General features: G+C 33.2%; 18 protein-coding genes and 1 pseudogene. 17 read left to right on the top strand and 2 right to left on the bottom strand.

All coding sequences use genetic code 11. The annotated features are described in order from the left end of the window. Positions 1-39: 39 nt before the first annotated feature. Positions 40-228, bottom strand: a complete 189-nt coding sequence (gene rpmB / locus IDG66_RS05045) for a 50S ribosomal protein L28 (protein WP_000517908.1) — start codon at positions 226-228, stop codon at positions 40-42. Positions 229-670: 442 nt separating this feature from the next. On the opposite strand from rpmB, the gene IDG66_RS05040 reads away from it, so the two are divergent. The 17 genes from IDG66_RS05040 (at position 671) to rplS (ending at position 19,084) form a co-directional block, all read left to right on the top strand. After that, positions 671-1,045, top strand: a complete 375-nt coding sequence (locus IDG66_RS05040; protein ID WP_000171418.1) for an Asp23/Gls24 family envelope stress response protein — start codon at positions 671-673, stop codon at positions 1,043-1,045. 14 nt (positions 1,046-1,059) lie between these two features. Continuing rightward, the gene (gene fakA / locus IDG66_RS05035) at positions 1,060-2,706 is read left to right on the top strand and encodes a fatty acid kinase catalytic subunit FakA (RefSeq protein WP_000623903.1); all 1,647 of its coding nucleotides are present in this window, start codon (positions 1,060-1,062) and stop codon (positions 2,704-2,706) included. A gap of 189 nt (positions 2,707-2,895) precedes the next feature. Next, the gene (gene recG / locus IDG66_RS05030; protein WP_001151517.1) at positions 2,896-4,956 is read left to right on the top strand and encodes an ATP-dependent DNA helicase RecG; all 2,061 of its coding nucleotides are present in this window, start codon (positions 2,896-2,898) and stop codon (positions 4,954-4,956) included. A 202-nt stretch (positions 4,957-5,158) separates the two neighbouring features. Further along, entirely contained in the window at positions 5,159-5,731 is a 573-nt protein-coding gene (gene fapR / locus IDG66_RS05025) for a transcription factor FapR (protein WP_001548538.1), read from the top strand. Positions 5,732-5,735: 4 nt separating this feature from the next. Further along, positions 5,736-6,722: a phosphate acyltransferase PlsX gene (gene plsX / locus IDG66_RS05020; protein ID WP_000239748.1), complete on the top strand. Its 987-nt coding sequence runs from the start codon at positions 5,736-5,738 to the stop codon at positions 6,720-6,722. Next, complete coding sequence (fabD, locus tag IDG66_RS05015; RefSeq protein ID WP_000047343.1) at positions 6,715-7,641, top strand: ACP S-malonyltransferase; 927 nt, start codon at positions 6,715-6,717, stop codon at positions 7,639-7,641. Before plsX ends, fabD begins: the two co-directional genes overlap by 8 nt. Further along, positions 7,634-8,368, top strand: a complete 735-nt coding sequence (gene fabG / locus IDG66_RS05010) for a 3-oxoacyl-[acyl-carrier-protein] reductase (RefSeq protein WP_000167269.1) — start codon at positions 7,634-7,636, stop codon at positions 8,366-8,368. Before fabD ends, fabG begins: the two co-directional genes overlap by 8 nt. A 369-nt stretch (positions 8,369-8,737) precedes the next feature. Continuing rightward, on the top strand, positions 8,738-8,971 hold the full coding sequence (locus tag IDG66_RS05005) for an acyl carrier protein (RefSeq protein WP_000426914.1): 234 nt from the start codon (positions 8,738-8,740) through the stop codon (positions 8,969-8,971). Positions 8,972-9,086: 115 nt separating this feature from the next. Beyond that, positions 9,087-9,818 (top strand): ribonuclease III, encoded by a 732-nt coding sequence (rnc, locus tag IDG66_RS05000; RefSeq protein ID WP_000043237.1) that lies wholly within the window; start codon positions 9,087-9,089, stop codon positions 9,816-9,818. A gap of 146 nt (positions 9,819-9,964) precedes the next feature. Continuing rightward, positions 9,965-13,531, top strand: coding sequence for a chromosome segregation protein SMC (smc, locus tag IDG66_RS04995; protein ID WP_000262712.1), 3,567 nt, complete (start codon positions 9,965-9,967; stop codon positions 13,529-13,531). After that, entirely contained in the window at positions 13,531-14,781 is a 1,251-nt protein-coding gene (gene ftsY, locus IDG66_RS04990; protein WP_000007693.1) for a signal recognition particle-docking protein FtsY, read from the top strand. Before smc ends, ftsY begins: the two co-directional genes overlap by 1 nt. Beyond that, positions 14,768-15,100 carry a putative DNA-binding protein gene (locus tag IDG66_RS04985; RefSeq protein WP_000531320.1) on the top strand — a complete coding sequence of 111 codons (333 nt, stop codon included), beginning with the start codon at positions 14,768-14,770 and terminating at the stop codon, positions 15,098-15,100. The genes ftsY and IDG66_RS04985 overlap by 14 nt, the downstream gene beginning before the upstream one ends. Before the next feature lie 25 nt (positions 15,101-15,125). Beyond that, positions 15,126-16,493 carry a signal recognition particle protein gene (ffh, locus tag IDG66_RS04980; RefSeq protein WP_000863479.1) on the top strand — a complete coding sequence of 456 codons (1,368 nt, stop codon included), beginning with the start codon at positions 15,126-15,128 and terminating at the stop codon, positions 16,491-16,493. A 434-nt stretch (positions 16,494-16,927) separates the two neighbouring features. Beyond that, entirely contained in the window at positions 16,928-17,203 is a 276-nt protein-coding gene (gene rpsP / locus IDG66_RS04975; protein ID WP_000268754.1) for a 30S ribosomal protein S16, read from the top strand. A 187-nt stretch (positions 17,204-17,390) separates the two neighbouring features. Beyond that, positions 17,391-17,894, top strand: a complete 504-nt coding sequence (rimM, locus tag IDG66_RS04970) for a ribosome maturation factor RimM (RefSeq protein WP_001261987.1) — start codon at positions 17,391-17,393, stop codon at positions 17,892-17,894. Further along, positions 17,894-18,631, top strand: coding sequence for a tRNA (guanosine(37)-N1)-methyltransferase TrmD (trmD, locus tag IDG66_RS04965; RefSeq protein WP_000687328.1), 738 nt, complete (start codon positions 17,894-17,896; stop codon positions 18,629-18,631). The genes rimM and trmD overlap by 1 nt, the downstream gene beginning before the upstream one ends. A 102-nt stretch (positions 18,632-18,733) precedes the next feature. Next, on the top strand, positions 18,734-19,084 hold the full coding sequence (gene rplS / locus IDG66_RS04960; RefSeq protein ID WP_000181404.1) for a 50S ribosomal protein L19: 351 nt from the start codon (positions 18,734-18,736) through the stop codon (positions 19,082-19,084). Positions 19,085-19,552: 468 nt separating this feature from the next. Here the strand turns inward: rplS and yfhO are convergent. Next, a pseudogene (gene yfhO, locus IDG66_RS04955) lies at positions 19,553-20,248 on the bottom strand (lipoteichoic acid-specific glycosyltransferase YfhO); the annotation flags it as partial. Positions 20,249-20,373 lie beyond the last annotated feature (125 nt).

Below are 20,373 nucleotides of genomic sequence, written 5' to 3'. Positions count from 1 at the left end.
CTCCACATAAGGTCACATTTTTTATGTGCAATATATTTATTAAACTCTAGTTACTTTACCAGATTTTAAAGCACGTGCAGAAACCCAAACTTTTTTAGGTTTACCGTCAACTAGGATTCTAACTTTTTGAAGGTTAGCGTTCCATCTACGTTTAGTAGAGTTTAAAGCGTGTGAACGTCTGTTACCAGTCGAAGCTTTACGACCTGTTACGAAACATTGTTTACCCATATGAGTACCTCCTTTAATAAATATAAATACACATAACTACTTATATACTTAATTAAGATAGCATAGTTTCATTTGAAAAACAATGAATAATTTTCACATAAAAGTCAAAAATACTGAGTTTTGTGATATAATTGTAGACTGTGAAGTTATGTAGTATGATATTTTAGAGAAATAAGTGAATGAAACATTTAAAATTTTTATTTAATGATACTACATCTATTAAAAGAAAACGCCTATAGATAATCGTCATGAGTGTAAATTCAGTTTACTCAAAATATAATAGGTGATTTAAGCGTAAGTCATTCTGATAAGTTGTACCATTGATATTTTATAAAAATAATCAATGAAACTTAAAGCGTTTATGACTACACTAAGTGGTAAAATTTTAAAAGTGATTAGGGAAAACGAATAATAAACTTTGAAATTTAGGAGGGACAAAGATATGACATTAGAGATTTCAAATGATTACGGTAAAATTGATATTTCAAACGAAGTGATTGCTTCGGTTGTAGGTGGAAAGGCCGTTGAATGTTATGGTATTGTAGGTATGGCATCTAGACAACAAGTTAGAGATGGTATTGCGGAAATACTAGGACATGAAAATTATGCTAAAGGCATCAAAGTAACTGAAAATAATGGCGTAGTGGATATAGATATGTACATTATTGTAAGTTACGGTGTGAAAATATCTGAAGTTGCCAATAATGTACAATCAACAGTGAAATATACTTTGGAAAAATCACTTAATGTATCAGTAAATTCAATCAATATATATGTACAAGGTGTACGTGTGAATAATACAGGCAAGAAAGCTTAGGAGGACAACTTGAAATGATTAGCAAAATTAATGGTAAATTATTTGCCGATATGATTATACAAGGGGCACAAAATTTATCTAACAATGCAGATTTGGTAGATTCTTTGAATGTGTATCCAGTGCCAGATGGTGATACAGGAACAAATATGAATCTTACTATGACTTCAGGTCGCGAAGAAGTAGAGAATAATTTGTCGAAAAATATCGGCGAATTAGGTAAAACATTCTCGAAAGGTTTACTAATGGGTGCAAGAGGTAACTCTGGTGTCATCTTGTCACAATTATTCAGAGGATTTTGTAAAAATATTGAAAGTGAATCTGAAATTAATTCAAAATTGTTAGCTGAAAGTTTTCAAGCTGGTGTTGAAACGGCATATAAAGCTGTTATGAAACCAGTTGAAGGTACAATACTTACAGTTGCAAAAGATGCTGCGCAAGCTGCAATAGAAAAAGCAAATAATACTGAAGATTGTATAGAATTAATGGAGTACATTATTGTAAAAGCCAATGAATCACTTGAAAACACACCAAACTTATTAGCTGTACTTAAAGAAGTTGGTGTTGTTGATAGTGGCGGTAAAGGTTTGTTATGCGTTTACGAAGGATTCTTAAAAGCGCTTAAAGGTGAAAAAGTTGAAGCCAAAGTTGCAAAGATAGATAAAGATGAATTTGTACATGATGAACATGATTTCCATGGTGTAATTAATACTGAAGATATTATTTATGGCTATTGTACTGAAATGATGGTTCGTTTTGGAAAGAATAAAAAAGCCTTTGATGAACAAGAATTCAGGCAAGATATGAGTCAATTTGGTGATTCTTTATTAGTCATTAATGATGAAGAAATTGTGAAAGTTCACGTGCATACCGAATACCCAGGTAAAGTGTTTAATTATGGTCAACAATATGGTGAATTAATTAAACTTAAGGTTGAAAATATGAGAGAACAGCACCGTGAAGTGATTCGAAAAGAACAGCACACAGCTAAACCGAAAATGGAAACGGTTGAAACAGCAATTATTACTATTTCTATGGGTGAAGGTATTTCAGAGATATTCAAATCAATGGGTGCCACACATATCATTAGTGGTGGACAAACGATGAATCCTTCTACAGAAGATATCGTTAAAGTCATTGAACAATCAAAATGTAAACGTGCAATTATTTTACCGAATAATAAAAATATTTTAATGGCAAGTGAACAAGCAGCGAGTATTGTTGATGCAGAAGCAGTTGTTATTCCAACGAAATCTATTCCTCAAGGTATAAGCGCACTATTCCAATATGATGTGGACGCAACACTTGAAGAAAATAAAGCGCAAATGGCTGATTCAGTAAATAACGTTAAATCTGGTTCATTAACGTACGCTGTTCGTGATACGAAAATTGATGGCGTTGAGATTAAAAAAGACGCGTTTATGGGCTTGATTGAAGATAAGATTGTAAGCAGCCAAAGTGATCAATTAACAACGGTTACTGAGTTGTTAAATGAGATGTTAGCAGAAGATAGTGAAATATTGACTGTGATTATTGGTCAAGATGCAGAGCAAGCAGTTACAGATAACATGATAAACTGGATCGAAGAGCAATATCCAGATGTAGAAGTGGAAGTTCATGAAGGTGGACAACCAATTTATCAATATTTCTTTTCAGTAGAATAAAAATTTAAAATAAAAAACTACCAATGATAAATCATCAGTTGGTAGTTTTTTATTTTGCTATTTTAGTGTTATTGCGGGTTAAAAGTATCATTCTCGAGTTGCTAACAATGTCATGTTCAACTTAGTCATGATAAAATAAATAACATACTAAATGATACGTAAAATCAAATAAAACATAGGTGATTTATTTTGGCTAAAGTAAACTTAATAGAAAGTCCATATTCTCTTTTACAATTAAAAGGTATAGGTCCTAAGAAAATAGAAGTATTGCAACAACTAAATATTCATACAGTGGAAGATCTTGTTCTTTATTTGCCAACTAGATATGAAGATAATACAGTGATTGATTTGAATCAAGCAGAAGATCAATCTAACGTTACGATAGAAGGACAAGTATATACAGCTCCAGTAGTTGCATTTTTTGGAAGAAATAATTCAAAATTAACCGTTCATTTAATGGTAAATAATATTGCTGTCAAATGTATTTTTTTCAATCAACCGTATTTAAAAAAGAAAATCGAATTAAATCAAACTATAACTGTTAAAGGTAAGTGGAATAGAGTTAAACAGGAAATTACTGGTAATAGGGTTTTCTTTAATTCACAAGGGACACAAACTCAAGAAAACGCAGATGTTCAATTAGAACCAGTCTATCGTATTAAGGAAGGTATTAAACAAAAGCAAATACGAGACCAAATTAGACAAGCGTTAAATGATGTGACAATTCATGAATGGTTAACTGATGAACTAAGAGAAAAATATAAATTAGAGACCTTGGACTTTACTTTGAACACATTACATCATCCTAAAAGTAAAGAGGATTTATTACGTGCTCGTAGAACCTATGCATTTACTGAACTGTTTTTATTCGAATTACGTATGCAATGGCTAAATAGATTAGAAAAGTCATCTGACGAAGCAATTGAAATTGATTATGGCTTAGACCAAGTTAAATCATTTATTGATCGTTTACCTTTTGAACTAACTGAAGCACAGAAATCCAGTGTTAATGAAATTTTTAGAGATTTAAAAGCACCAATACGTATGCATCGATTACTTCAAGGTGATGTAGGTTCAGGAAAAACAGTAGTTGCTGCAATTTGTATGTATGCGTTAAAAACGGCTGGTTATCAATCAGCATTGATGGTACCAACTGAAATTTTAGCAGAGCAACATGCTGAAAGTTTAATGGCTTTATTTGGAGATTCTATGAACGTTGCATTGTTAACTGGGTCAGTAAAAGGTAAGAAACGAAAGATACTTTTAGAACAACTTGAAAATGGTACGATTGATTGTTTAATTGGAACCCATGCTTTGATTCAAGATGATGTGATTTTCCATAATGTTGGTTTAGTAATTACAGATGAACAACATCGATTTGGTGTGAATCAACGCCAGCTTTTAAGAGAAAAAGGTGCAATGACGAATGTGTTATTTATGACAGCAACCCCGATACCAAGAACACTAGCAATATCAGTTTTTGGTGAGATGGATGTGTCTTCAATTAAACAATTACCAAAAGGTCGTAAACCTATCATTACTACTTGGGCAAAGCATGAGCAATACGATAAAGTTTTGATGCAAATGACCTCAGAGTTGAAAAAAGGTCGTCAAGCATATGTCATTTGCCCGCTAATAGAAAGTTCTGAGCATCTCGAAGATGTTCAAAATGTTGTCGCATTGTACGAGTCTTTACAACAGTATTATGGTGTTTCCCGTGTAGGGTTATTGCATGGTAAGTTATCTGCCGATGAAAAAGATGAGGTCATGCAAAAGTTTAGTAATCATGAGATAGATGTTTTAGTTTCTACTACTGTTGTTGAAGTAGGTGTTAATGTACCGAATGCAACTTTTATGATGATTTATGATGCGGATCGCTTTGGATTATCAACTTTACATCAGTTACGCGGTCGTGTAGGTAGAAGTGACCAGCAAAGTTACTGTGTTTTAATTGCATCCCCTAAAACAGAAACAGGAATTGAAAGAATGACAATTATGACACAAACAACGGATGGATTTGAATTGAGTGAACGAGACTTAGAAATGCGTGGTCCTGGAGATTTCTTTGGTGTTAAACAAAGTGGGTTGCCAGATTTCTTAGTTGCCAATTTAGTTGAAGATTATCGTATGTTAGAAGTTGCTCGTGATGAAGCAGCTGAACTTATTCAATCTGGCGTATTCTTTGAAAATACGTATCAACATTTACGTCATTTTGTTGAAGAAAATTTATTACATCGCAGTTTTGACTAATTACCATGCTGATTTGTCAATTTGAGTGCAACACTTCGTTAATTGAGTGATATGACACTTGAACTATTTAAATGTAAAGTGGTATTTTAACAATTTATAAATTTCCGACTAAATAATAGCTAAATAATACAGTTATTTGTTGAGTCGGTTAAATAGAAAGTGTTATGATATGTGAGGAATGTTTAAGACTAGGTACTAAAAAATGAGGGGTGAGACGTTGAAACTAAAGAAAGATAAACGTAGAGAAGCAATCAGACAACAAATTGATAGCAATCCCTTCATCACAGACCATGAACTAAGCGACTTATTTCAAGTGAGTATACAAACAATTCGTTTAGATCGCACTTATTTAAACATACCAGAATTAAGGAAGCGTATTAAATTAGTTGCTGAAAAGAATTATGACCAAATAAGTTCTATTGAAGAACAAGAATTTATTGGTGATTTGATTCAAGTCAATCCAAATGTTAAAGCGCAATCAATTTTAGATATTACATCGGATTCTGTTTTTCATAAAACTGGAATTGCGCGTGGTCATGTGCTGTTTGCTCAGGCAAATTCGTTATGTGTTGCGCTAATTAAGCAACCAACAGTTTTAACTCATGAGAGTAGCATTCAATTTATTGAAAAAGTAAAATTAAATGATACGGTAAGAGCAGAAGCACGAGTTGTAAATCAAACTGCAAAACATTATTACGTCGAAGTAAAGTCATATGTTAAACATACATTAGTTTTCAAAGGAAATTTTAAAATGTTTTATGATAAGCGAGGATAAAATTATGGTTAAATTAGCAATTGATATGATGGGTGGCGACAATGCGCCTGATATCGTATTAGAAGCCGTACAAAAGGCTGTTGAAGACTTTAAAGATCTAGAAATTATACTTTTCGGTGACGAAAAAAAGTATAATCTGAACCATGAACGAATCGAATTTAGACATTGTTCTGAAAAGATTGAAATGGAAGATGAGCCTGTTAGAGCGATTAAACGTAAAAAAGATAGCTCAATGGTAAAAATGGCTGAAGCTGTGAAATCTGGTGAAGCAGATGGATGTGTGTCAGCAGGTAATACTGGTGCTTTAATGTCAGCTGGTTTATTCATTGTTGGACGTATTAAAGGTGTAGCTAGACCGGCTTTAGTAGTAACATTGCCAACGATTGATGGAAAAGGTTTTGTATTTTTAGACGTTGGTGCAAATGCTGATGCTAAACCTGAACACTTATTACAGTATGCGCAACTAGGGGATATTTATGCTCAAAAAATCAGAGGTATTGATAATCCGAAAATCTCATTATTAAATATAGGTACCGAGCCAGCTAAAGGTAATAGTTTAACGAAAAAATCATATGAGTTATTAAATCAAGATCATTCATTGAATTTTGTTGGGAATATTGAAGCGAAGACATTAATGGATGGCGATACAGATGTTGTAGTTACCGATGGCTATACTGGGAACATGGTCCTTAAAAATTTAGAAGGTACTGCAAAATCAATCGGTAAAATGTTAAAAGATACGATTATGAGTAGTACTAAAAATAAATTAGCAGGTGCAATATTGAAGAAAGATTTAGCAGAATTCGCTAAAAAGATGGATTACTCAGAATACGGTGGTTCAGTATTATTAGGATTGGAAGGTACTGTAGTTAAAGCACACGGTAGTTCAAATGCTAAAGCTTTTTATTCTGCAATTAGACAAGCGAAAATCGCAGGAGAACAAAATATTGTACAAACAATGAAAGAGACTGTAGGTGAATCAAATGAGTAAAACAGCAATTATTTTTCCGGGACAAGGTGCCCAAAAAGTTGGTATGGCACAAGATTTGTTTAATAACAATGATCAAGCAACTGAAATTTTAACTTCAGCAGCAAAGACGTTAGACTTTGATATTTTAGAGACAATGTTTACTGATGAAGAAGGTAAATTGGGTGAAACTGAAAACACGCAACCAGCTTTATTGACGCATAGTTCGGCATTATTAGCAGCGCTAAAAAATTTGAATCCTGATTTTACTATGGGGCATAGTTTAGGTGAATATTCAAGTTTAGTTGCAGCTGACGTATTATCATTTGAAGATGCAGTTAAAATTGTTAGAAAACGTGGTCAATTAATGGCGCAAGCATTTCCTACTGGTGTAGGAAGTATGGCTGCAGTATTGGGCTTAGATTTTGATAAAGTCGATGAAATTTGTAAGTCATTATCATCTGATGACAAAATAATTGAACCAGCAAACATTAATTGCCCAGGTCAAATTGTTGTTTCAGGTCACAAAGCTTTAATTGATGAGCTAGTAGAAAAAGGTAAATCATTAGGTGCAAAACGTGTCATGCCTTTAGCAGTATCTGGTCCATTCCATTCATCGCTAATGAAAGTGATTGAAGAAGATTTTTCAAGTTATATTAATCAATTTGAATGGCGTGATGCTAAGTTTCCTGTAGTTCAAAATGTAAATGCGCAAGGTGAAACTGACAAAGAAGTAATTAAATCTAATATGGTCAAGCAATTATATTCACCAGTACAATTCATTAACTCAACAGAATGGCTAATAGACCAAGGTGTTGATCATTTTATTGAAATTGGTCCTGGAAAAGTTTTATCTGGCTTAATTAAAAAAATAAATAGAGATGTTAAGTTAACATCAATTCAAACTTTAGAAGATGTGAAAGGATGGAATGAAAATGACTAAGAGTGCTTTAGTAACAGGTGCATCAAGAGGAATTGGACGTAGTATTGCGTTACAATTAGCAGAAGAAGGATATAATGTAGCAGTAAACTATGCAGGCAGCAAAGAGAAAGCTGAAGCAGTAGTCGAAGAAATCAAAGCTAAAGGTGTTGACAGTTTTGCGATTCAAGCAAATGTTGCCGATGCTGATGAAGTTAAAGCAATGATTAAAGAAGTAGTTAGCCAATTTGGTTCTTTAGATGTTTTAGTAAATAATGCAGGTATTACTCGCGATAATTTATTAATGCGTATGAAAGAACAAGAGTGGGATGATGTTATTGACACAAACTTAAAAGGTGTATTTAACTGTATCCAAAAAGCAACACCACAAATGTTAAGACAACGTAGTGGTGCTATCATCAATTTATCAAGTGTTGTTGGAGCAGTAGGTAATCCGGGACAAGCAAACTATGTTGCAACAAAAGCAGGTGTTATTGGTTTAACTAAATCTGCGGCGCGTGAATTAGCATCTCGTGGTATCACTGTAAATGCAGTTGCACCTGGTTTTATTGTTTCTGATATGACAGATGCTTTAAGTGATGAGCTTAAAGAACAAATGTTGACTCAAATTCCGTTAGCACGTTTTGGTCAAGACACAGATATTGCTAATACAGTAGCGTTCTTAGCATCAGACAAAGCAAAATATATTACAGGTCAAACAATCCATGTAAATGGTGGAATGTACATGTAATATATTTGAGCTAAAGCTCAAGATAAAGACGTAGTAATCAATAAATTGATAACTGATAAGCGGAACGCCTGAGCTAAAGCTAATTGACGCAGTGGTTGACTGGTCATCCAATGGAGAATTGCCTGACCTAGTCAACTTTGCGGGGGAAATTCTAAGCAACCTAGATAAGGTTCGAGAATTTCTCCCTAAGAAACACTAATCAATAAATTGATAAGAAGATTAGAGGAACGCTTGAGCTAAAGCTCATGCATAAGAAACACTAATCAATAAATTGATAAGTGTTTCTAAAATTTCTACTTGTTTTTTAGAATTTAAAATGGGAAAATATAATAGTCTATGTATAGGCATTTTTAAAGGAGGTGAATCGACGTGGAAAATTTCGATAAAGTAAAAGATATCATCGTTGACCGTTTAGGTGTAGACGCTGATAAAGTAACTGAAGATGCATCTTTCAAAGATGATTTAGGCGCTGACTCACTTGATATCGCTGAATTAGTAATGGAATTAGAAGACGAGTTTGGTACTGAAATTCCTGATGAAGAAGCTGAAAAAATCAACACTGTTGGTGATGCTGTTAAATTTATTAACAGTCTTGAAAAATAATAAATCTTACATCTGGGTCGTCAGTATTGTCGACTCAGTTTTTTTCTTTAATTATCAATAGTTTTAACGTAAAATTAAAGATGATTCAAGAGCAACACATAAAGGAGATAAAATAATGTCTAAACAAAAGAAAAGTGAGATAGTTAATCGTTTTAGAAAGCGCTTTGATACTAAAATGACAGAGTTAGGCTTTACTTATCAAAATATTGATTTATACCAACAAGCATTTTCGCATTCGAGTTTTATTAATGATTTTAATATGAATCGTTTAGACCATAATGAGCGTTTAGAGTTTTTGGGTGATGCGGTATTAGAATTGACGGTTTCACGATATTTATTTGATAAACATCCCAACTTGCCAGAAGGGAATTTAACAAAAATGCGTGCCACTATTGTATGTGAGCCCTCACTTGTAATATTTGCGAATAAAATTGGATTGAACGAAATGATTTTACTTGGTAAAGGTGAAGAGAAAACAGGGGGACGTACAAGACCATCATTAATATCAGATGCATTCGAAGCATTTATTGGGGCATTGTATTTGGATCAAGGACTAGATATAGTTTGGAAATTTGCTGAGAAAGTCATTTTCCCACATGTAGAACAAAATGAGTTATTAGGCGTGGTAGATTTTAAAACACAATTCCAAGAATATGTGCACCAGCAAAATAAAGGTGATGTAACCTATAATTTAATAAAAGAAGAGGGACCGGCACATCATCGTCTATTCACTTCAGAAGTTATTCTGCAAGGGGAAGCAATAGCTGAAGGTAAAGGGAAAACGAAAAAAGAATCAGAACAACGTGCTGCTGAAAGTGCCTATAAGCAATTAAAACAAATTAAATAGAAATTTATATGATACGACATATAGGTGTTCGATTTAGGATTTAAGGAAGAATTTTTAATATTTTATGGAACAACTTCGAAATTTAATATACAAATACTAAAATATCGTATACATGTGTTCTTTAAAATTGTGATAAGGAGTTTAGGATGGTTTATTTAAAATCAATAGATGCCATTGGATTTAAGTCTTTTGCAGATCAAACCAATGTTCAATTCGATAAAGGTGTAACTGCAATTGTTGGTCCAAATGGAAGCGGTAAAAGTAATATTACAGATGCTATTAAATGGGTGTTGGGTGAACAATCGGCTAAATCATTACGTGGCTCAAAAATGGAAGATATTATCTTCTCAGGTGCAGAACATCGCAAAGCTCAAAATTATGCTGAAGTACAGTTAAGATTAGATAATCATTCTAAAAAGCTCAGTGTTGATGAAAACGAAGTTATTGTAACAAGAAGATTGTATCGAAGTGGTGAAAGTGAGTACTACATAAATAATGACCGTGCAAGATTAAAAGATATTGCCGATTTATTTTTAGATTCTGGATTGGGAAAAGAAGCGTATAGCATTATCTCGCAAGGTAGAGTTGATGAAATACTAAATGCTAAACCAATTGATAGACGTCAAATTATTGAAGAATCGGCTGGTGTACTTAAATATAAAAAACGTAAAGCTGAATCATTAAATAAACTTGACCAAACAGAAGATAATTTAACGAGAGTAGAAGACATTTTATATGATTTGGAAGGTCGTGTAGAACCTCTAAAAGAGGAGGCAGCTATAGCTAAAGAATATAAGACACTTTCACATCAAATGAAACATAGTGACATTGTAGTTACAGTGCACGATATTGATCAATATACAAATGACAATAGACAATTAGATCAACGTTTAAATGATTTACAAGGCCAACAAGCAAATAAAGAAGCTGACAAACAACGTTTAAGCCAACAAATTCAACAATATAAAGGTAAACGTCATCAACTTGATAATGATGTTGAATCGCTTAATTATCAATTAGTAAAAGCTACGGAAGCCTTTGAAAAATATACGGGACAATTAAATGTTTTAGAAGAACGTAAGAAAAATCAATCTGAAACAAATGCACGATATGAAGAAGAACAAGAAAATTTAATGGAGCTTTTAGAAAATATATCAAATGAGATTTCTGGAGCTCAAGATACTTATAAGTCTCTGAAAAGTAAACAAAAAGAACTCAATGCTGTCATTCGTGAACTTGAAGAACAACTTTATGTTTCAGACGAAGCACATGATGAAAAATTGGAAGAAATTAAAAACGAATACTATACATTAATGTCAGAGCAATCAGATGTTAACAATGATATTCGTTTTTTAAAGCATACTATAGAAGAGAATGAGGCTAAAAAATCAAGACTAGATTCTCGATTAGTTGAAGTTTTTGAGCAATTGAAAGATATTCAGGGTCAAATAAAAACGACAAAAAAAGAATATCAACAGACCAACAAAGAACTTTCTGCTGTAGATAAAGAAATTAAAAATATAGAAAAAGATCTCACTGATACAAAAAAAGCACAAAATGAATACGAAGAGAAATTGTATCAAGCATATCGATATACCGAAAAAATGAAAACACGTATTGATAGTTTGGCAACGCAAGAGGAAGAATATACTTATTTTTTCAATGGCGTCAAACATATTTTGAAAGCTAAAAATAAAGAATTAAAGGGTATTCATGGTGCAGTTGCGGAAATTATTGATGTGCCATCTAAATTAACTCAGGCAATTGAAACAGCATTAGGTGCTTCATTACAACATGTCATTGTAGATTCAGAAAAAGATGGACGCCAGGCTATTCAATTTTTAAAAGAACGTAATTTAGGTCGTGCGACGTTTTTACCATTAAATGTTATACAGAGTAGAGTGGTAGCGACTGATATTAAATCTATTGCTAAAGAGGCAAACGGATTTATTAGTATTGCTTCGGAAGCAGTTAAAGTAGCACCAGAATATCAAAATATTATCGGGAATTTATTAGGTAATACGATTATCGTTGATCATTTAAAGCATGCAAATGAATTGGCACGTGCGATTAAATATCGAACTCGTATTGTTACTTTGGAAGGTGATATTGTAAACCCTGGTGGTTCTATGACTGGTGGTGGCGCTCGTAAGTCCAAAAGTATTCTGTCTCAAAAAGACGAGTTGACAACAATGAGACACCAATTAGAAGATTACTTGCGTCAAACAGAATCATTTGAACAACAATTTAAAGAGTTGAAGATAAAAAGTGATCAATTAAGTGAACTGTATTTTGAAAAAAGTCAAAAGCATAATACACTTAAAGAGCAAGTGCATCATTTTGAAATGGAGCTCGATAGATTAACTACACAAGAAACACAAATAAAAAATGATCATGAAGAATTCGAATTTGAAAAAAATGATGGTTATACGAGTGACAAAAGTCGACAAACTTTGAGTGAAAAAGAAACTCATTTAGAAAGTATTAAAGCATCTTTAAAACGACTAGAAGATGAAATTGAACGCTACACAAAACTTTCTAAAGAAGGTAAGGAAAGCGTAACTAAAACACAACAAACGTTACATCAGAAACAATCTGATCTTGCTGTGGTTAAAGAGCGTATTAAAACACAACAACAGACAATAGATCGATTAAATAATCAAAATCAACAAACTAAACATCAATTAAAAGATGTTAAAGAAAAAATTGCATTGTTTAATTCGGATGAAGTGATGGGCGAACAAGCTTTTCAAAATATTAAAGATCAAATTAATGGTCAACAAGAAACGAGAACACGCTTATCTGATGAATTAGATAAATTGAAACAACAACGTATTGAGTTGAATGAACAAATCGATGCGCAAGAAGCTAAACTACAAGTTTGTCACCAAGATATTTTAGCTATCGAAAATCACTACCAAGATATTAAAGCTGAACAATCAAAGCTAGATGTATTAATTCATCATGCGATAGATCATTTAAATGATGAATATCAATTGACTGTTGAACGTGCGAAATCTGAATATACGAGTGATGAATCGATTGACGCATTACGTAAAAAAGTTAAGTTAATGAAGATGTCGATTGATGAACTAGGTCCTGTAAACTTAAATGCAATTGAACAATTTGAAGAGTTAAATGAACGTTATACATTTTTAAGTGAACAACGTACAGATCTTCGTAAAGCTAAAGAAACATTAGAGCAAATTATAAGTGAAATGGATCAAGAGGTTACTGAAAGATTTAAAGAAACTTTCCATGCTATTCAAGGACATTTTACAGCTGTGTTCAAACAATTGTTTGGTGGAGGCGATGCAGAATTGCAATTAACTGAAGCCGATTATTTAACAGCTGGTATTGATATTGTGGTACAACCACCGGGTAAAAAGTTGCAACATTTATCGTTACTGAGTGGTGGTGAGCGTGCATTAACTGCTATTGCTTTACTATTTGCAATTTTAAAAGTAAGATCTGCACCTTTTGTTATATTAGATGAGGTTGAAGCTGCACTAGATGAAGCAAATGTTATTAGATACGCAAAATATTTAAATGAGTTATCAGACGAAACACAATTCATTGTTATTACACACCGTAAAGGAACAATGGAATTTGCGGATAGGTTATACGGTGTAACAATGCAAGAATCAGGTGTTACTAAACTTGTGAGTGTGAATTTAAATACAATAGATGATGTGTTGAAGGAGGAGCAATAATGAGCTTTTTTAAACGCTTAAAAGATAAGTTTGCAACAAATAAAGAAAATGAAGAAGTTAAATCCTTAACAGAAGAACAAGGTCAAGACAAATTAGAAGATACACATTCTGAAAGTTCAACGCAGGACGCAAATGATTTAGCAGAAAATGCTGAAGTGAAAAAGAAGCCACGCAAGTTGAGTGAAGCGGATTTTGATGACGATGGCTTAATATCAATTGAAGATTTTGAAGAAATTGAAGCTCAAAAAATGGGTGCTAAATTTAAAGCAGGACTCGAAAAATCTCGTCAAAATTTCCAAGAACAATTAAATAATTTGATAGCGAGATATCGTAAAGTAGATGAAGACTTTTTTGAAGCTTTAGAAGAAATGTTAATCACTGCAGACGTCGGTTTTAATACAGTGATGACGTTAACTGAAGAATTACGTATGGAAGCACAACGACGTAATATTCAAGATACTGAAGATTTGCGTGAAGTCATTGTTGAAAAAATCGTAGAGATTTACCATCAAGAAGATGATAATTCAGAAGCTATGAACTTAGAAGATGGTCGTTTAAATGTCATTTTAATGGTTGGTGTGAATGGTGTTGGTAAAACAACAACAATTGGAAAATTAGCTTACCGATATAAAATGGAAGGTAAAAAAGTAATGTTAGCTGCGGGCGATACTTTTAGAGCGGGTGCTATTGATCAATTGAAAGTTTGGGGCGAACGTGTTGGTGTAGACGTAATTAGCCAAAGTGAAGGTTCTGATCCAGCTGCTGTTATGTATGATGCGATTAATGCCGCTAAAAACAAAGGTGTTGATATTTTAATCTGTGATACCGCTGGACGTTTACAAAATAAAACAAATCTAATGCAAGAATTAGAAAAAGTTAAGCGTGTAATTAATCGAGCAGTGCCAGATGCGCCTCATGAAGCATTACTATGTTTAGATGCTACAACTGGTCAGAATGCGTTGTCACAAGCTAGAAACTTTAAAGAAGTAACAAATGTTACAGGTATTGTATTAACGAAATTAGATGGTACAGCCAAAGGTGGTATCGTATTAGCCATTCGTAATGAATTGCACATTCCAGTTAAATATGTAGGTTTAGGTGAGCAATTAGATGACTTACAACCATTTAACCCTGAAAGTTATGTCTACGGCTTATTCGCTGATATGATTGAACAAAATGAAGAAATAACAACAGTTGAAAATGATCAAATTGTAACAGAAGAAAAGGACGATAATCATGGGTCAAAATGATTTAGTTAAAACGTTACGAATGAATTATTTGTTTGATTTTTATCAATCCTTATTGACGAATAAACAACGTAATTATTTGGAATTATTTTATCTTGAAGATTATTCTTTAAGTGAAATCGCAGATACTTTTAATGTGAGTAGACAAGCAGTTTATGATAATATAAGAAGAACTGGCGATTTAGTTGAAGATTATGAAAAGAAATTGGAATTATACCAGAAATTTGAGCAACGCCGAGAAATATATGATGAAATGAAACAACATTTAAGTAATCCAGAACAAATACAACGTTATATTCAACAATTAGAAGACTTAGAATAGATATAAATTGAGGGAGGACATCGATATGGCATTTGAAGGGTTATCAGAACGCTTGCAAGCGACGATGCAAAAAATGCGTGGTAAGGGTAAACTTACTGAAGCTGATATAAAGATAATGATGCGTGAAGTAAGATTAGCGTTACTTGAGGCTGACGTAAACTTTAAAGTGGTAAAAGAATTTATTAAAACAGTATCAGAACGCGCATTAGGTTCCGATGTAATGCAATCATTAACACCAGGGCAACAAGTTATTAAAATAGTTCAAGATGAATTAACGCAGTTGATGGGTGGAGAAAATACGTCGATTAATATGTCAAATAAACCACCTACTGTTGTTATGATGGTTGGTTTACAAGGTGCTGGTAAAACAACAACTGCAGGTAAATTAGCATTATTGATGCGTAAAAAATACAACAAAAAACCTATGTTAGTTGCAGCAGATATTTATCGTCCAGCAGCGATAAATCAATTACAAACAGTAGGGAAACAAATTGATATTCCTGTATACAGTGAAGGAGATCAAGTAAAGCCACAACAAATTGTAACTAATGCATTAAAACATGCTAAAGAAGAACATTTAGACTTTGTAATCATTGATACAGCAGGTCGATTACACATCGATGAAGCATTGATGAACGAATTAAAAGAAGTAAAAGACATTGCTAAACCAAACGAAATTATGTTAGTTGTCGATTCAATGACGGGTCAAGATGCTGTCAATGTTGCAGAATCTTTTGACGATCAACTTGATGTCACAGGTGTTACCTTAACTAAATTAGATGGTGATACACGTGGTGGTGCAGCTTTATCTATTCGTTCGGTGACACAAAAACCAATTAAATTTGTTGGTATGAGTGAAAAGTTAGATGGTTTAGAGCTATTCCATCCTGAACGTATGGCATCACGTATTTTAGGTATGGGTGATGTGTTAAGTTTAATTGAAAAAGCGCAACAAGATGTGGATCAAGAAAAAGCAAAAGATTTAGAGAAAAAGATGCGTGAGTCATCGTTTACTTTAGATGATTTTTTAGAACAACTTGATCAGGTGAAAAATCTAGGACCACTGGATGATATTATGAAAATGATTCCAGGTATGAATAAAATGAAAGGGCTAGATAAGCTTAATATGAGTGAAAAGCAAATTGATCATATTAAAGCGATTATCCAGTCAATGACGCCGGCTGAAAGAAACAATCCAGACACATTGAATGTATCACGTAAAAAGCGTATTGCTAAAGGGTCTGGTCGTTCATTACAAGAAGTCAATCGTTTGATGAAACAATTTAACGATATGAAGAAAATGATGAAACAATTCACTGGTGGCGGTAAAGGTAAAAAAGGTAAACGCAATCAAATGCAAAATATGTTAAAAGGTATGAATTTACCGTTTTAATGTTTAATATAACACGCTGATTTTTGTTGCAATGAGATGTGCATCCCGAAAGTTATACTAAAGAATATAACTTTATGGGGTGCATATTTTTAGATACACAATAATAATTAAAAACTGAAATTGCGGATTTGCTAGAACATGAGGTTATTGTTGCTAATATTAATAAGTTATATTGGGGGAATGTGTGCGGTAGAAGTGGTACCATTCATGTCCTTACGGGATAAATTAACTAAACACGTATGTGGTGAAGGCTACTATGAATTTTTATAACCTATTAACAGTCTAATTTAGTAATCACATAGTTATTATTGTAAGAAAAAGGTTCAATAATTTTCCTGGTAAAGAAAAAACTCTTTACAAACATTCACACACCTGTTAATATTATTTCTTGTAGAAAATAAAAATTAAAACATGACTTAAAGGAGATTTTATAAATGGCAGTTAAAATTCGTTTAACACGTTTAGGTTCAAAAAGAAATCCATTCTATCGTATCGTAGTAGCAGATGCTCGTTCTCCACGTGACGGACGTATCATCGAACAAATCGGTACTTATAACCCAACGAGCGCTAATGCTCCAGAAATTAAAGTTGACGAAGCGTTAGCTTTAAAATGGTTAAATGATGGTGCGAAACCAACTGATACAGTTCACAATATCTTATCAAAAGAAGGTATTATGAAAAAATTTGACGAACAAAAGAAAGCTAAGTAATTTAGCGTAAAATTGTTCTAACAATAAGAATAACTCGTTTACACTGACAGTTATTACTCAATGATACGTTGGGAATATCACATGTTAGTAATATAGAACGTATTGGGTACCATAATGGTGCCCTTTTTCTTTGAATTATTTTCAATTAAAATAGAAGTGTTCAAAGCATAGAGTTGGAGGTAATAGAATGAGAGTTGAAGTTGGTCAAATTGTTAACACACATGGTATTAAAGGTGAAATTAAAGTAAAATCCAATTCAGACTTTACAGACGTTCGTTTTCAACCCGGTCAAGTGCTGACAGTTGTGCATAACAATAACGACCTTGAATATACTGTTAAGTCACATAGAGTGCATAAAGGGCTTCATATGCTTACATTTGAAGGTATTAATAATATTAATGATATTGAGCATTTAAAAGGGAGTTCTATTTATCAAGAGCGTGATCATGAAGATATCGTACTTGAGGAAAATGAATTTTATTATTCAGATATTATAGGATGTACAGTTTTTGATGATCAAGAAACACCAATAGGTCGTGTAATTAATATATTTGAAACAGGTGCGAATGATGTGTGGGTGATTAAAGGATCTAAAGAATATTTGATTCCTTATATTGCTGATGTTGTAAAAGAAGTGGATGTTGAAAATAAAAAAATTATCATCACGCCAATGGAAGGATTGTTGGATTAATGAAAATTGATTATTTAACTTTATTTCCTGAAATGTTTGATGGTGTTTTAAATCATTCAATTATGAAACGTGCCCAAGAAAACAATAAATTACAAATCAATACGGTTAATTTTAGAGATTATGCAATTAACAAGCACAACCAAGTAGATGATTATCCGTATGGTGGCGGACAAGGTATGGTGTTAAAGCCTGAACCTGTTTTTAATGCGATGGAAGACTTAGATGTCACAGAACAAACACGCGTTATTTTAATGTGTCCACAAGGCGAGCCATTTTCACATCAGAAAGCTGTTGAATTAAGCAAGGCCGACCACATCGTTTTCATATGCGGACATTATGAAGGTTACGATGAACGTATCCGAACACATCTTGTCACAGATGAAATATCAATGGGTGACTATGTTTTAACTGGTGGAGAATTGCCAGCGATGACCATGACTGATGCTATTGTTAGACTGATTCCAGGTGTTTTAGGTAATGAACAGTCACATCAAGACGATTCATTTTCAGATGGGTTATTAGAGTTTCCGCAATATACACGTCCGCGTGAATTTAAGGGTCTAACAGTTCCAGATGTTTTATTGTCTGGAAATCATGCCAATATTGATGCATGGAGACATGAGCAAAAGTTGATCCGCACATATAATAAAAGACCTGACTTAATTGAAAAATATCCATTAACTAATGCAGATAAGCAAATATTAGAAAGATATAAAATAGGATTGAAAAAAGGTTAGTATTGTGCTAACATAATCTGAGTGTGGAAACACAAAAATCACTATGATCCGCTGCTATATATTTGTCGAGGCAAGAACATAGGTTGAAGAGGAGAATTTATAATGACAAATCACAAATTAATCGAAGCAGTAACTAAATCACAATTACGTACAGACTTACCTAGTTTCCGTCCTGGTGATACTTTACGTGTACACGTACGTATCATTGAGGGTACTCGTGAGCGTATCCAAGTATTCGAAGGCGTTGTAATTAAACGTCGTGGCGGTGGCGTTTCTGAAACGTTTACAGTTCGTAAAATTTCATCAGGTGTTGGCGTGGAACGTACATTCCCATTACACACACCAAAAATTGAAAAAATCGAAGTTAAACGTCGTGGTAAAGTACGTCGTGCTAAATTATATTACTTACGTAGTTTACGTGGTAAAGCTGCTAGAATCCAAGAAATTCGTTAATCAGCATTTAAACAAAGCTATGTATGAGTCAAATTCGACTCAAACAATAAAGCCATCTAGGTCACTTTTATGGAGTGATATAGATGGCTTTTTTTGCTGTTTAGTTAATGTAAAGTTGATAATGTAATTGTTTATTCCTTCTCTATTCATAACGTGTTTGCTCAAAATGGTTATATAAACAAAAGGCTGGGACATAAATCAATGTTCTATCTCTACGAAGTTATATTGGCAGTAGTTGACTGAACGAAAATGCACTTGTAACAAGCCTTTTTCAATTCTAGTCAGGGGCCCCAACACAGAAGCTGACGAAAAGTCAGCTTACAATAATGTGCAAGTTGGCGGGGCCCCAACATAGAAGCTGGCGGAAAGTCAGCTTACAATAATGTGCAAGTTGGGGTGGGACGACGAAATAAATTTTGCGAAAATATCATTTCTGTCCCACTCCCATTAAATATATGCGTAGCTACATTATTTTTGTCTTGCCCATCTCGTGAAAATAATACTACATATAATGCCAAATATAGTAATTGTTATAAGTAAATAATAGTATGGTGGGGCATAGCTCAATTGAATCTTTGTTATATTTTTAGGTGCTTTAATGCCGGTCATAACACCATTTACTTGTTCAACTTTAAGACTTTGATCACCTGATGTCGCTTTCATACCTTGATTATATGCTGTTGGCAAAACAATATACCCAGATGAATTTTTATTTTTAGTAATAGTATAACCTTGCTTTGTCTTACTAACTTTGACAGCCTCTAATGAATTTGAAGCGTCTTTAAGCGTGGTATAATCTTCGCCGTATATCCCTTTTAAATTTACACGATACTTACCTTTAGGCAATGATAATCTAATCCTATCTGAAGCTTTAATGCGTATTGTTACGGGTGTTACAAAGCGTCGATATTTATAAGTGAGTTTATTTCTTTCTTGTGTATATTCATTCACTTTAACATCATGAGCTTTATCCGGCGAAAGTAATTCTAAATCCATTTCAAAATACAAATCTTTAAATTGATTAGAAACTGATTTTGGCAACTGTACAGTTAGACCACCATTATTTTGTTTAACTTGTAATAAATGTTTTGTAGGAGATTGCCAGGCTGCACTATTTAATTTAATTGTTGAATCTGATAGTAAATTTTTATTGGCTTTAAAATAGTCAAGTCCAGACTCCTGTGTAAAATGCTATACAATGTTTTTACCATTTCTACTTATCAAAATTGATGTATTTTCTTGAAGAATAAATCCATTCATCATGTAGGTCCATAAGAACGGCTCCAATT

Source organism: Staphylococcus sp. EG-SA-18, assembly GCF_017151825.1.
GTDB classification, from domain to species: domain Bacteria; phylum Bacillota; class Bacilli; order Staphylococcales; family Staphylococcaceae; genus Staphylococcus; species Staphylococcus aureus.
The sequence above is the reverse complement of the archived record's forward strand: the minus strand, read 5'-3'. Positions and strand labels throughout refer to the sequence as shown.